Genomic DNA, 14,599 nt, shown 5'->3' on the forward strand with positions numbered 1-14,599 from the left:
TTACAGGGTGTAAAGCACAAAATTGACAGGCAATAGAGCGTCGTTATGCAATTGCAATGCGGGCGTGATACAGATTGCTTGCCATCATGAAAAAACTGCATGAGAAAAATTGTAAATTTCTCTTTATGACCCAGATCAAATTATGTAGAATGCGCGCCATTAGGGTGACGAAAACGTTTGCGTAGGGTCATTCAACAGTTTTTTTGCAACTTTCAGTACTAATCTGAGTCAGGAGATACAGATGCTTAAGCGTGATATGAACATCGCAGATTACGATGCGGAACTGTTCGCAGCTATCCAGGAAGAAACTCTTCGCCAGGAAGAGCACATTGAACTTATCGCTTCTGAAAACTACACAAGCCCACGTGTAATGGAAGCGCAAGGTTCTCAGCTAACGAACAAATACGCTGAAGGCTACCCAGGCAAGCGTTACTACGGCGGTTGTGAGTACGTAGATAAAGCGGAACAACTTGCTATCGACCGTGCATGCAAACTGTTCGGTTGTGAATACGCGAACGTACAGCCTCACTCAGGTTCTCAAGCAAACAGCGCGGTTTACATGGCGCTTCTTAACCCAGGCGATACAGTTCTAGGCATGAGCCTAGCGCACGGTGGTCACCTGACTCACGGTTCTCCAGTAAACTTCTCTGGTAAGCACTACAACGTTATCCCTTACGGTATCGATGAAGCGGGTCAAATCAACTACGACGAGATGGAACAGCTAGCGCTTGAGCACAAGCCTAAGATGATCATCGGTGGTTTCTCTGCTTACTCGCAAATCGTTGATTGGAAGCGCATGCGTGAAATCGCTGACAAAGTAGATGCTTACCTTTTCGTTGATATGGCGCACGTAGCGGGTCTTATCGCAGCAGGCGAATACCCAACACCTGTTCCACACGCTCACGTGGTAACAACAACGACGCACAAAACACTAGCAGGTCCTCGCGGTGGTCTTATCTTGTCAAATGCTGGCGAAGATATGTACAAGAAATTGAACTCAGCAGTGTTCCCTGGTGGTCAAGGTGGCCCTCTAATGCACGTTATCGCTGGTAAAGCAGTAGCGTTCAAAGAAGCGATGGAGCCAGAGTTCAAAGCTTACCAAGCTCGCGTAGTGAAAAACGCAAAAGCAATGGTTGGTCAATTCCAAGAGCGTGGCTACAAAATCGTATCTAACGGCACAGAAAACCACTTGTTCCTTGTGGACCTGATCGACAAAGACATCACTGGTAAAGATGCAGACGCGGCACTAGGTGCAGCAAACATCACAGTGAACAAAAACTCGGTACCAAATGACCCACGCAGCCCATTCGTAACGTCTGGTATCCGTGTAGGTACGCCAGCGATCACTCGCCGTGGCTTCACTGAAGAAGATGCAAAAGAGCTAGCAAACTGGATGTGTGACGTTCTAGATAACATCGGCAACGAAGAAGTTATCGAAGCGACTAAACAGAAAGTGCTCGAAATTTGTAAGCGTCTACCGGTTTACGCCTAACTGTTCTTCATAGAATGAGTCGATTTCGGTGTCGAACATACTCATTTGCTCGCGCAAACTCCGTGTGTTCTCCTAGAACTCGACTCGTCTATTTTGAACATTGATATACTAAAGGTCCTCAATTGAGGGCCTTTTTGTTTGTCTGGCGTTTGGAATGAGATATAGCGAAGAGTGTGTGATAAGGAGATGGCTACCAACACTTGTCCCTTTCAATATATCCAAACCGCGTCATTCCGACGAGCCTAGGCGAGATCAGGAATCTTGTTGAGGCACACTCTTTTACTCAGCGTTTCCCAAAAAATCATCAGTACGTTGGAAACTGATTCTCAATCACGCTCGTTCCTCGCTGTTCAGAATGACGGAGGTAGAATGGCTTTTTATCACCATTTGACTGATACAAAAAAGGTTGGCACTGAGCCAACCTTTTCTCTTCAAAATAAGCGAGTGCTTATTTAATCTCGATGCCTTGAGCCTGCATATCAGCATGGTAAGAAGAGCGAACAAATGGACCACACGCTGCGTGCGTGAAGCCAAGCTCTAGTGCAACTTCTTTTAGCTCGTCAAACTCTGATGGCGGAACGTAACGCTCTACTGGCAAGTGGTGACGGCTTGGCGCTAAGTACTGACCTAGAGTCAGCATCGTTACGCCGTGTGCGCGTAGATCTTTCAGTACTTCGATGATTTCTTCTTTGGTTTCACCAAGACCCATCATCAAACCAGATTTGGTCGGTACATTTGGATGCTGCTCTTTGAACTTCTTAAGAAGCTCCAGCGACCACTTGTAGTTTGCACCTGGGCGAGCTTTACGGTAAAGACGTGGCGCTGTTTCTAGGTTGTGGTTGAAGACATCTGGCGGGTTATCTTTCATTAGATCAAGCGCTACGTCCATACGACCACGGAAGTCAGGAACCAGAGTTTCAATCTTAATATGCGGGTTCAACGCACGGATCTCGCGGTTACAGTCGGCAAAGTGCTGTGCACCACCATCACGCAGATCGTCACGGTCTACAGAAGTGATTACTACGTATTTCAGCTTCATATCGGCGATGGTTTTCGCCAGTTTTTGAGGCTCTTCTGCTTCCGGTGGTAATGGGCGGCCATGAGCAACGTCACAGAAAGGACAACGACGAGTACAAATGGCACCTAGGATCATGAAGGTAGCTGTACCGTGGTTAAAACATTCCGCTAGGTTAGGGCAAGAAGCTTCTTCACATACGGAGTGAAGTTTATTCTTGCGCATCGCCGCCTTGATGTCTTGAATTCGTTGGCTGTCGGCTGGTAGCTTGATCTTCATCCAATCAGGCTTACGTAGCACTTCTTTCTGCTCTGTAGGCATGTTCTTTACGGGAATCAATGCCATTTTATCGGCGTCACGATATTTAACGCCTTTTTCCATCTGGATTGGTTTGCTCATGCTTTATTACCTTGAGAAGGTGCTTCTGTGCTGAATTCTACTTGCTCATAGTCGAGCAAAGTAACGAGTTCTTCTATTAATTGTTTTTCTACGGCTTCTACATTGTCTGGGCCGCCGAATTGGCTGACCTGAACCATTTCCATACCTTCATAACCACAAGGGTTAATACGCAGAAACGGTGTTAAATCCATATTTACGTTCAAGGCTAAGCCATGAAACGAGCATCCTTTACGAATGCGTAAACCGAGAGAGCATATTTTTTTACCGTCAACGTAAACGCCTGGTGCGTCAGGTCGCGCGGCCGAATCGATATTGTATGCTTTTAGTGTGTTGATCACGAGGTTCTCGATAGTGGTAACGAGATCTCGTACACCTAATTTTTTGCGGCGTAAGTTGATCAAGAAATAGGCGACCAACTGACCAGGGCCATGATACGTAACCTGGCCTCCGCGATCACTTTGTACAACAGGAATGTCACCAGTGTTAATAAGGTGCTCAGCTTTACCTGCCTGACCTTGCGTAAATACTGGGTTATGTTCTACCAACCAGACTTCATCAGGGGTTTCTTCTGTGCGTTGGTCGGTGAACTCATGCATCGCCTTCCATACAGGCTCATAGTCTTGGCGGCCAAGTCGTTTTACAACAAGTTGGTGTTGCATGGGAATTCCTGTTGCTAATATATAAAGTTTTTGGATTATAAACCGGATAACCCTGATGCTCTACCGCTGAGTAACAGATTTTTAACTGAAAGCGATGTAAAGTTTTGTTATCTGATTGATAAATAAAAAGAAAGCAGCCGAAGCTGCTTTCAAAAAAATTTAATCTATCAAAAAATTATAGAACCATGCGTACGATGTCAATTTCACCTAACTCTTTGTATAGCGTCTCAACTTGCTCGATAGACGTTGCAGTGATGTTGATTGATACCGAGTGGTAGTTGCCCTTAGCACTTGGTTTAACGGTCGGGCTGTAGTCACCTGGAGCATGGCGCTGAATAACTTCAAGAACAAGCTCTGGAAGTTCAGGCTTTGCATGACCCATTACCTTGTAAGTAAATGAACAAGGGAACTCAAGCAGGTCTTTTAATTTTGCATCAGAGTTGATGGTTAGCATATCGATAACTCCAGTAGATATTCGTTGCGGTGCGAAATAGTACAGTCAAATTAGGGGGAACTCAAGACGAGGATCTCAAACTTAAAAAGCCGCCCTTTCAGGCGGCTTTGCGAATAAGTTTGCTACTCTAACGTTCTTCTTAGAAGAAGCTCTTGAATAACAATACGATGTAATCCCACATGCGGCTAAATAGACTACCTTGCTCTACGGTTTCTAGTGCCATTAGTGGGTATTCGGCAATATCTTCACCATCGATCTGATAGTATAGCTTACCAACTACATCACCTTTATTAATTGGGGCTTCTAGCTCTTTTTCAAGGACGAAGCTGGCTTTTAGGTTTTTCGCTTCACCACGTGGTAGTGTTACGTAAGTATCTTGGTCAAGGCCCAACGCTACAGTGTCTTTGTTACCCATCCACACTTTTTCTTCAACGAACGTTTCACCTGCTTTGTGCGGTGCTACTGTTTCGAAGAAACGGAAGCCGTAGCTTAGTAGCTTTTTGCTTTCTGACTTACGAGCATTGGCATCTTTCGTGCCCATAACGACCGCAACCAAACGCATTTGGCCTTCAGTTGCTGAACTTACTAGGCTGTAACCCGCATTGCTTGTGTGACCCGTTTTGATGCCGTCAACGTTCATGCTCTTATCCCAAAGTAGACCGTTACGGTTGTATTGGGTGATGCCGTTGTAAGTAAATTTCTTCTCTGAGTACACGCGGTACTCATTTGGTACGTCACGGATCAGGGCTTTACCTAGCAATGCCATGTCGTATGGTGTCGAGTACAGCTCGGCGTTATCTAGACCATGAACGTTGGCAAAGTGCGAGTTCGTCATACCTAGTGTGTTGGCCCAAGCGTTCATTAGGTCAACAAACGCATCTTCTGAGCCTGCAATGTGTTCAGCCATTGCTACACAGGCATCGTTACCAGACTGGACGATGATACCGCGGTTTAGGTCACGTACTTTTACAGTTGTGCCCACTTCAATGAACATTTTTGATGATTCAGGGAAGTTTTTCGCCCATGCATTTTTACTGATGGTGACATCGTCATCTTCTGAGATATTACCACGCGCTAGTTCTTGGCCGATTACGTAGCTGGTCATCATCTTAGTCAGACTGGCTGGAGACAACTTTGTGTTCATCTCTTTCTCTGCCAGTACTTTACCTGAATGGTAATCCATCAGAACGTAGCCCTTCGCAGCGATTTGAGGGGCATCTGGAACAACGATAGGTGATGCAAGAGCAGATTGAGCGAAAGTTGCAGAAAGGGCAACCGAAGAAACGAGAATAGATTTCACAAACTTATTTTTATTCATGGTAATTCAAATTTTTGGGTTAACTGCGGACATCTTATCAGAATCCCCAGCTATGTAAGAGGGGATCGAGGAGAAATTCATGACACTAGGTCATTTGGCAGTGTTGTGTTTTTTAATAAATGCAGACGAATAGCCGAGCAACTTTACTTTATCTAGAGTGGCTTGCGTCAGGGAATAGTCAGTAAATGGCCCTAACAACAAGCGATAAGACTCTTTCGCATTTTCTAGGAAAGTTTCTGTATCCAGTTTTTGACCAAGCTCTGTCCCTAAAGTTCGTGCGCGTTCTTCATTTTTTGATGATGCCACCTGAATAACGTACTTAGGGTGCGCTTCTAAAGATTTTTTATCCGTGGGCTGATTGATACTGATTACTTCAATTTCCACGTTAGCTGTACCTGTTTTTATCACATCTAACTTATGTGCTGCGGCATAGCTTAAATCGATAATACGGCCATCGTGAAACGGACCTCGGTCATTAACTCGTACTACGGTAGTTTTGCCGTTGTCAGTGTTGGTGACTTTTACGTAACTCGGTAACGGTAGCGTTTTATGAGCCGCTGTCATTGAGTACATGTCATAGATTTCGCCATTAGAAGTCAAATGACCTTGGAACTTCTTCCCATACCAAGATGCGCGGCCTTTTTCTTTAAAGCCTTTGGCATCGCGAACTATTTTGTAGTCTTTGCCACGCAAGTGGTAATCTTTGTTCCCACCTAGGCTGTACGGTTCATATTTAGGGTGCGCATCCTCGATGTGTTCGACTGAAAGCGGTGTATCCGGTGCAACATCGGATTCGAGTTCGTAACGGCCTTCTTGTTCTTTTTGGCTAGTTGATGAACAGCCTGCCAAAATAAGAGCAGAGAAAACCAAGGAATATAAAGCGCGTTTTTGCATGTCTAGGTCGCCTTAGAGAATGCTTTTCGGTGCGTATGAATTGACATCAGAATACCAAAGCCAGCCATCAAGGTTACCATTGATGTGCCGCCATAACTAATGAGTGGCAACGGTACACCTACTACAGGTAGGATGCCACTTACCATGCCAATATTTACAAAAATATACACGAAGAAGCTGAGTACAATACTGCCTGCCATCATTCGTCCAAATGCAGTTTGCGCTTGGCTGGCGAGGTATAAACCTCGTCCAATAATAAATAGATAGATGGCTAAAAGGCAAAGGAAGCCAATCATACCCCATTCTTCAGCAATTACTGCAAAGATAAAGTCAGTGTGTCGTTCAGGAAGAAATTCCAGTTGTGATTGAGTGCCTTGCAACCAACCTTTGCCTGAAATACCACCAGAGCCAATCGCGATTTTACTCTGAATAATGTGGTAGCCCGCACCAAGCGGATCTGACTCTGGGTTAAACAGAGTACGTACGCGAACTTTTTGGTATTCGCGCATCAAGAAGAACCACAAAATCGGAATGAAACCACCGAGTGCGATGGCGGCACCAGCGATGATTTTCCAACTAATGCCCGCGAGGAAGATAACAAAAATACCGGAAGCGGCGATTAGAATAGAGGTCCCTAAGTCAGGCTGTTTTGCAATGAGGATGGTTGGCAAGCAGACCATAATCAGTGCAACGATGAGTGTTTTTAGCGTTGGCGGAAGGGGTTGTCGACCTACATAGCGTGCCACCATTAATGGCACCGCGAGCTTCAATAACTCGGAAGGTTGAAAGCGCACAAAACCGAGGTTAAGCCAACGCTGTGCGCCTTTAGATGCTTCACCGAAAAACAGCACGCCAAAGAGCAGTATGACGCCGCCGACGAACATCAAAGGTGCCAGGCTCTCGTAGGTTCGTGGAGAAAGCTGCGCAAGAACGATCATCACAACGAGTGAAAGCACCATTCGCATAGCTTGGCGATCCATCATCAGTAAACTTTGGCCACTGGCGCTGTACATGATCACTAGGCCAAACCCCATCAGGGCCAATATGCCAAGTAGGAGTGGTAAGTCGATATGGAAGCGTTCAAACAGGGCGCGATTTTTACCTGTAGAGGGATCCATCTTCATTACTGTTTTACCTCTTTCTTCGCATTGTTATCAGGCTCAATTTCTTCTGGGCCAAGTACGACTCGATCAAAGATCTTTCTCACTACTGGGGCTCCGTTGCTAGAACCACCGCCGGCGTTTTCTAGCACTACAGTGACGACCACTTTAGGATCATCAAATGGTGCAAAGCCAGTAAATAACGCATGGTCACGTAAGTGTTCGGCGATCTCATCTGCGTTGTACTCTTCGTTTTCACCCAGACCGAAGACCTGCGCAGTACCTGATTTACCCGCTGTTTGATAACTCATTTTGTAGAATGAGCGGCGAGCTGTTCCGCGCGTGCCATGGTTTACACGACGCATGCCTTCTTTCGCCATATCCCAGTACTTTTTCGGTACATTCTTGATTGGCGGGTAAGTCACGTATTCTGTTGTTTGTTGTTCTTCGAAGTCGTTGCCGTTCTCTATCGTCGCTTTTAGTAAGTGAGGTGCAATCACTTCTCCCTCATTTACTAATACGGAGGTCGCTTTGGCGATTTGCATTGGTGTTGCTGTCCAATAACCTTGGCCGATACCCACAGGGATCGTATCGCCTTTGTACCACGGGGTTTTATGGCGAGACATTTTCCAGTCACGAGTCGGCATATTCGCCTTACTTTCTTCGTAGATATCGATGCCAGTGTAATCACCAAAACCGAACATCATCATCCAATTCGAAATACGGTCAATACCCATGTCATAAGCGATTTGATAGTAGAAGGTATCAACAGACTCTTCGATCGACTTAATGATATCGACGCGTCCGTGTCCCCAACGCAACCAGTCACGGAATGGGCGAGTGTTGGAGTTTGGTATGCGCCAATAACCTGGATCATTTCGCGTAGTGTTCGGTGTGACGACACCTTCTTGTAGCGCGGCTACCGCCATAAATGGTTTGATGGTAGACGCGGGTGGATAAATGCCAAGTGTGGTTCGGTTGACCAAGGGACGGTTTTTATCGTTCAAAAGGGCGCGATAGTCTTTACCTGAGATTCCGTGCACGAACGAGTTAGGATCGTAGCTAGGACTTGAAACCATAGCCAGTACGCCGTTGTCTCTAGGATCGATCACTACAGCACTGCCTCTGCGGCCATCCAATAATTGGTGTACGTACAGCTGCAAGTTGATATCAAGGTTTAAAACGATGTCTTTTCCGGGTACAGGTGGAACGTACTTTAAGGTACGAATTACTCGGCCGCGGCTGTTTACCTCGACTTCTTGATATCCGGCTGTACCGTGTAAGAGGTCTTCGTAGTATTTTTCAATACCTAGCTTACCAATGTCGCGAGTGGCCTGATAGTTTGCGTCTTTTTCTTCTCGGATCAGGCGCTGCATGTCGCGATCATTGATTCGAGAAACGTAACCAATCACGTGGGTTAAGACTTCGCTGAAAGGGTAGTAGCGCTTTAAGGTCGCACTTATTTCTACACCAGGAAAGCGGTACTGATTGACGGAGAATACCGCTACTTGTTTTTCGTTCAGTTGGGTAAGCAGTGGGACCGACTTAAATCGACGAGTCCGTTTACGCTCTTGGTGGAAACGTTCAATCTGATCTGGGGTAATTTCCAGAATGGTTTGTAGTTCTTGGATGGTTGCATCAATGTCTTTAATTTTTTCTGGAGTCAGTTCTAAGTTAAAGACGGGACGGTTCTCTGCCAGTAAAACACCATTTCGATCATAAATCAGACCTCGGTTAGGCGCGATAGGAACCACTTTGATACGGTTATCGTTCGAGCGGGTTTGATAATCTTGAAACTGGTTCACCTGAATGTTGTACATATTGGCGACCAGAGCTCCCATCAAGAGAACAATGCCGATAAAAGCGACAATAGCGCGGCTGGCAAACAGACGCGCTTCGGCTTGATAATCTCGGATTTGACTGCGGCGCTTACGAATCATTAACGCTTGGCTCTAAAGTTAAACAACGATTATTCGCGGTGGTAAGGATGGTTCGCGGTGATGCTCCACGCTCGGTACAAGCTTTCTGCCATTACGATACGCACTAAAGGGTGGGGTAGCGTTAAGGCAGACAATGACCAGCTTTGGTCTGCTGCAGCTTTGCATGCAGGAGCGAGTCCTTCAGGACCGCCGATTAAGATTGATACATCACGGCCATCTAATTTCCAAGCTTCTAACTGCTCAGCAAGTTGAGGAGTGTCCCATTTTTTACCTGGGATATCTAACGTGACGATACGGTTGCCTTTTGGTACCGCAGCGAGCATCGCTTCCCCTTCTTTTTGCAGGATGCGAGCGATATCGGCATTTTTTCCACGTTTGCCAGCAGAGATTTCAATCAACTCCAATGGCATATCATGTGGGAAACGGCGACGATATTCTTGAAAGCCTTCCTCAACCCATTTTGGCATTTTTGTGCCAACAGCAATTAGTTGAATTTTCAAAAGATTAACCCCAGAGTTTTTCTAGCTGGTAGAGTTCGCGGTGCTCTTCTTGCATCACGTGAAGCATGGCGTCGCCCATATCTAGGACTACCCATTCACCTTCGTTTTCACCTTCCATTCCTAGTGGCTCAAGACCGGCTTTTTTCACTTCTGTTGCAACGTGGTCAGCGATGGATGAAACGTGGCGTTTGGATGTGCCAGTACAGATGATCATGTAATCTGTCACGCTTGATTTATCTTCCACGTTTAGGACGATAATGTCTTCCGCTTTCATGTCGTCGGCTTTATCAGCTAAAAAGTCTTTCAGTTCTTCGCGAAGCACTCGGTTTTCCTCGGTTTGTCTCTTATCTCTACAGTGTTTTACATTCTTGCTTGCAAAACAGGTCGCGCACTATATCACGCTTTGATTTTTAAATTGCCAGCTTAATATCAGGAGAGCAGGTTTCTAAGCTCAACTGATGAATAGTTGGCCATACAGACTCGTCATATTGAGTTTTGGCTTTTATCTCTGCTTGAGCCAACAAGGAGAGCAATGCACAAATACGACTCGCCGATAAGCGGGTCAGTGCTGCGTTATAGAGTGGACGCTTGTTTTGCCAAACTCGATATTTCTCAAATACCTGGTTCATTCCCATTTGAGTTAAGTCTTGATGCATATTTAAAAGTTGGCTCAACTCTTTTTGTACACTTCGAATCAAGATCACGGTCTCGACCCCTTCCGCCTCAAGTTGGCGAAGAATACGTTGTGCACGGTTTGCTTTACCTGCCAGTAAGGCGTCGATCCAGTTAAACGTAGTAAAGTGATTATGGCGACTTAGGGCTTCCTCTAAACGTATGATGGTCAGCTCACCATCCGGGTAGAGTAGGGCCAATTTCTCTAAGCTTTGTGTCAATGCAAAGAGGTTACCTTCATGCCATTGAGCCAACATTTGCAGTGATTGTTGATCGGGTTTTAGGCCCAACGTGCGGCAACGTGCCTGAATGAACATAGGTAAGCGTTGTAGATCTGGCGACAAACAGCTTACCCAGTCGCCTTTTGAGCTTAATGCTTTGAACCATTTCGCATTTTCTTGGGCTTTGGTCAGTTTGCTACCAACAATGACGAGCATGATGTCATCATGCAGCATATCACACAGTGTTTGCAGCTCTTTGCTGACGGCGGTTGTCACGCCACTTTCTGGAATTTCAAGCTCGATCAATTGACGGTTTGAGAACAGGCTCATCGCTTGGAAGCAATCGTAAACTTGATTCCAGTCGATGCTTGCGTCTACCGCAAAACGGTGTTTTTCCTCAAAACCTTGTTGAAACGCTGCCTTTTGGATTGCTTGGCGGCTCTCTTGAATCAGTAACGGCTCATTACCAAAGATTAGGTAAACTTGTTTAACGTGTTTAGTTAAATGATCCGTTAATTTATCGGCATAAATTCGCATAGTGATTAAGAGTTTGTGTTCGCTGGCTCAGAGATTTGTCCTGCTTCATATTCGGCACGAATACGGCCCAACTGGCGCATCATCTGTTTTGCAGCTTGCAAGCGCATCTCGTCTTCAATTACGTCACGTTCAACAGATTTTGCAAGTGCCGTCAACGGGTTGTCTAGGTAGTTGCGGTTTACTGTTGTCGTAAAGTTTTTAGAGCCATAGCCAGGAATCGTCACACGGTATTTTACTACGTATGTCAGCTCTTTTTCTGCTGCACGGCTATTTTGATACAGAGACAGTGTACGCTCATCGATAGTCGCTTCCGTCAAATGAAGGTTGGGTACAGTCGATGATGGTTGAACAAGTTCAACTTTGTTCAGTTCGAGTTGAGAGCGAACATAGCGAGTTAATTCACTGTATTCATCGTAGCTGGAGAAAGACATGGTGTGCAGCTCTTCCGGTACGGAATACTCGCCGCGAAGGTGAAAACCACAGGCAGAAAGAAGCCCCGCTAATACCAATACCACTGGTAGTTTAATCAAAGAGAAAAAGCGCATTGATTGTATTCATCCTAAATTGAAGGGGTTATTTACCTTAAACCACTCATGTGAATGGTTTGAGGTAAATAAACAGGGTAGCGAACTACCCTGTTTAATGACTCTTGGTTAACAAATAAGTTCGCTAAACAGAGACAAATTGCAAGCTGTGATTAGTTTGCAACGATGTTCAGCAGTTTACCTGGAACGTAAATGACTTTACGAATAGTCAGGCTATCAGTGAACTTAACCACGTTTTCGTCGTTTAGACCAAGCTGTTCGATATCGTCTTTAGAGATATCTGCTGGAACTGTTAGCTTCGCACGTAGCTTACCGTTAACTTGAACAACGATAGTTTTTTCGTCTTCAACTAGCGCTTTTTCGTCAAACGTCGGCCATGCCGCGTTATCAATGTCTGTTTCACCTAGTGCTGCCCATAGCTCGTATGAGATATGCGGAGTGATAGGGTAAAGCATGACAACAATAGCTTTCAGCGCTTCGTCAAGGATTGCACGATCTTGCGCAGATTCTTGAGGCGCTTTCGCTAGTTTGTTCATCAGCTCCATGATCGCTGCGATCGCGGTGTTGAATGTTTGACGACGAGCGATATCGTCCGTCACTTTCGCGATGGTTTTGTGAACGTCACGGCGAAGTGCTTTTTGATCACCAGAAAGCGCGGCTGTATCTACTGCTTCTGCTGCGCCTTTCGCTGTGTGCTCTTTCACTAGTTTCCAAACACGTTTCAGGAAGCGGTTCGCACCTTCTACGCCAGACTCTTGCCATTCAAGCGTCATGTCTGCTGGAGACGCGAACATCATGAATAGACGTACTGTGTCAGCGCCGTACTTATCTACCATTTCTTGAGGGTCGATACCGTTGTTCTTAGACTTAGACATCTTGATCATGCCTGAGTGCGTTACATCGCGACCTTCAGTGTCTTTAGCAGAAGTAATGCGGCCTTTACCATCACGTTCAACGGCTACGTCTGTTGGAGCTACCCACTCTTTGCCGCCTTTCTCGTTCTCGAAGTAGAACGCATCAGCTAGTACCATGCCTTGACACAGTAGTTGCTTGAACGGTTCGTCAGACGTTACGTAGCCCGCGTCACGTAGCAACTTGTGGAAGAAGCGTGAGTACAGTAGGTGCATACAAGCGTGCTCGATACCGCCGATGTACTGGTCTACTGGTAGCCAGTAGTTTGCTTTTTCTGGATCTAGGATGTCGTCTGCTTGCGGTGAACAGTAACGCGCGTAGTACCAAGAAGATTCCATGAACGTATCGAACGTATCTGTCTCACGTAGAGCAGGTTCGCCGTTGAATGTGGTCTTCGCCCATTCTTTATCTGCTTTGATTGGGCTGGTTACGCCGTCCATTACCACGTCTTCTGGAAGAATCACTGGTAGTTGGTCAGCAGGTACTGGGTGAACTTCACCGTCTTCAGTCGTTACCATTGGGATTGGTGCGCCCCAGTAACGTTGACGAGATACACCCCAGTCGCGTAGACGGAAGTTTACAGTCTTAGTGCCTTTGCCTTCTGCTTCTAGCTTCGCTGCAATTGCATCGAACGCCGCTTGGAATTCTAGGCCGTCGAATTCACCTGAATCGAACAGTACGCCTTTCTCTGTGTATGCTGCTTCAGAAATGTCTAGCTCGCTGCCATCAGCAGGCTTGATAACTGGCACGATGTCTAGACCGTACTTCGTTGCGAACTCGTAGTCACGTTGGTCGTGTGCAGGTACTGCCATTACCGCGCCTGTACCGTAGTCCATCAGTACGAAGTTTGCTACGTAAACAGGAACTTCACGGCCGTTCAATGGATGAATAGCAGTAAGGCCAGTAGCCATACCTTTCTTCTCCATTGTCGCTAGCTCAGCTTCTGCAACCTTGTTGTTCTTACATTCGTCGATAAACGCTGCAAGCTCTGGATTGTTCTCTGCAGCAAGAGCTGCAAGAGGGTGGCCGGCTGCGATGCCCACGTAAGTCACACCCATTAGCGTATCTGGACGTGTCGTGTAAACTTCTAGGTCTTGTTGACCCTTAACTTCAAACTTCAGCTCAACGCCTTCAGAGCGGCCAATCCAGTTGCGCTGCATGGTTTTCACCATTTCAGGCCAACCTTCAAGCTTGTCTAGGTCGTCTAGTAGCTCTTGAGCGTACTCAGTGATTTTGATGAACCATTGAGGGATTTCTTTTTGCTCTACAGGCGTATCACAACGCCAGCAACAACCGTCTTCAACCTGCTCGTTTGCAAGAACAGTTTGGTCGTTAGGACACCAGTTAACAGAAGACGTCTTTTTGTAAACTAAACCTTTCTCGTAAAGTTTAGTGAAGAACTCTTGTTCCCAGCGGTAGTACTCCGGTGTACATGTTGCGAATTCACGGTTCCAATCGTAACCAAAGCCTAGAAGCTTAAGTTGGTTCTTCATGTATTCGATGTTTTCGTAAGTCCAAGGTGCTGGCGCAGTTTTGTTTTTTACTGCTGCGTTTTCTGCAGGTAGACCGAATGCGTCCCAACCGATTGGTTGCATCACGTTTTTGCCTTGTAGGCGTTGGAAACGAGATACTACATCACCGATAGTGTAGTTGCGCACGTGACCCATGTGCAGTCGACCACTTGGGTATGGGAACATGGATAGACAGTAGAATTTTTCTTTATTTGGGTCTTCACTTACAACAAAGGTTTTGTTGTCATCCCAGTGCTTTTGAACTTTTTGTTCAATATCTTGTGGGTTGTATTGTTCTTGCATCGATGGTATCCGTTATCTTGGAATTTGTGAGTTCGGTTAGAACAGACTTAAATAGATCGTCATAGAATACCTAAAGCTAGGGATCACAACAATAGCCAATCTGTACCCATGCGCCCTTAAGTGACGC

Annotated in this window: 13 protein-coding genes; 1 reads left to right on the forward strand and 12 read right to left on the reverse strand. The window is 46.0% G+C overall.

Annotation, left to right across the window (positions count from 1 at the left end; translation table 11 throughout):
• Positions 1-241 precede the first annotated feature (241 nt).
• A complete protein-coding gene (gene glyA / locus P4S59_RS03800) occupies positions 242-1,492 on the forward strand; it encodes a serine hydroxymethyltransferase (RefSeq protein WP_005391333.1) in 1,251 nt (416 codons plus the stop codon).
• 448 nt (positions 1,493-1,940) lie between these two features.
• On the opposite strand, the gene lipA is transcribed toward glyA, so the two are convergent.
• The 12 genes from lipA to leuS all read right to left on the reverse strand — a co-directional run bounded on the left by lipA (position 1,941) and on the right by leuS (position 14,472).
• On the reverse strand, positions 1,941-2,906 hold the full coding sequence (gene lipA / locus P4S59_RS03805; protein ID WP_005384139.1) for a lipoyl synthase: 966 nt from the start codon (positions 2,904-2,906) through the stop codon (positions 1,941-1,943).
• Complete coding sequence (gene lipB, locus P4S59_RS03810) at positions 2,903-3,565, reverse strand: lipoyl(octanoyl) transferase LipB (RefSeq protein ID WP_005391320.1); 663 nt, start codon at positions 3,563-3,565, stop codon at positions 2,903-2,905. Before lipB ends, lipA begins: the two co-directional genes overlap by 4 nt.
• A 175-nt stretch (positions 3,566-3,740) precedes the next feature.
• Complete coding sequence (ybeD, locus tag P4S59_RS03815) at positions 3,741-4,019, reverse strand: DUF493 family protein YbeD (RefSeq protein WP_005384135.1); 279 nt, start codon at positions 4,017-4,019, stop codon at positions 3,741-3,743.
• A 139-nt stretch (positions 4,020-4,158) separates the two neighbouring features.
• Positions 4,159-5,337 carry a serine hydrolase gene (locus P4S59_RS03820; RefSeq protein WP_012842069.1) on the reverse strand — a complete coding sequence of 393 codons (1,179 nt, stop codon included), beginning with the start codon at positions 5,335-5,337 and terminating at the stop codon, positions 4,159-4,161.
• A 90-nt stretch (positions 5,338-5,427) separates the two neighbouring features.
• Positions 5,428-6,231, reverse strand: a complete 804-nt coding sequence (locus P4S59_RS03825; RefSeq protein WP_046874297.1) for a septal ring lytic transglycosylase RlpA family protein — start codon at positions 6,229-6,231, stop codon at positions 5,428-5,430.
• A gap of 2 nt (positions 6,232-6,233) precedes the next feature.
• Entirely contained in the window at positions 6,234-7,355 is a 1,122-nt protein-coding gene (rodA, locus tag P4S59_RS03830; protein ID WP_005391317.1) for a rod shape-determining protein RodA, read from the reverse strand.
• Complete coding sequence (gene mrdA / locus P4S59_RS03835) at positions 7,355-9,271, reverse strand: penicillin-binding protein 2 (RefSeq protein ID WP_012842067.1); 1,917 nt, start codon at positions 9,269-9,271, stop codon at positions 7,355-7,357. Before mrdA ends, rodA begins: the two co-directional genes overlap by 1 nt.
• 29 nt (positions 9,272-9,300) lie before the next feature.
• Positions 9,301-9,771 (reverse strand): 23S rRNA (pseudouridine(1915)-N(3))-methyltransferase RlmH, encoded by a 471-nt coding sequence (gene rlmH, locus P4S59_RS03840; protein WP_017821762.1) that lies wholly within the window; start codon positions 9,769-9,771, stop codon positions 9,301-9,303.
• Positions 9,772-9,775: 4 nt separating this feature from the next.
• Positions 9,776-10,093 (reverse strand): ribosome silencing factor, encoded by a 318-nt coding sequence (gene rsfS / locus P4S59_RS03845; protein ID WP_005373015.1) that lies wholly within the window; start codon positions 10,091-10,093, stop codon positions 9,776-9,778.
• Between the two features lie 88 nt (positions 10,094-10,181).
• Positions 10,182-11,201, reverse strand: a complete 1,020-nt coding sequence (gene holA, locus P4S59_RS03850) for a DNA polymerase III subunit delta (RefSeq protein WP_104971365.1) — start codon at positions 11,199-11,201, stop codon at positions 10,182-10,184.
• A 5-nt stretch (positions 11,202-11,206) separates the two neighbouring features.
• Positions 11,207-11,746, reverse strand: a complete 540-nt coding sequence (locus tag P4S59_RS03855; RefSeq protein WP_005373019.1) for an LPS-assembly lipoprotein LptE — start codon at positions 11,744-11,746, stop codon at positions 11,207-11,209.
• Positions 11,747-11,898: 152 nt separating this feature from the next.
• Positions 11,899-14,472: a leucine--tRNA ligase gene (gene leuS, locus P4S59_RS03860; protein ID WP_337167996.1), complete on the reverse strand. Its 2,574-nt coding sequence runs from the start codon at positions 14,470-14,472 to the stop codon at positions 11,899-11,901.
• Positions 14,473-14,599: the final 127 nt, after the last annotated feature.

The organism is Vibrio sp. M60_M70, from assembly GCF_037162085.1.
Classification (GTDB): domain Bacteria; phylum Pseudomonadota; class Gammaproteobacteria; order Enterobacterales; family Vibrionaceae; genus Vibrio; species Vibrio diabolicus.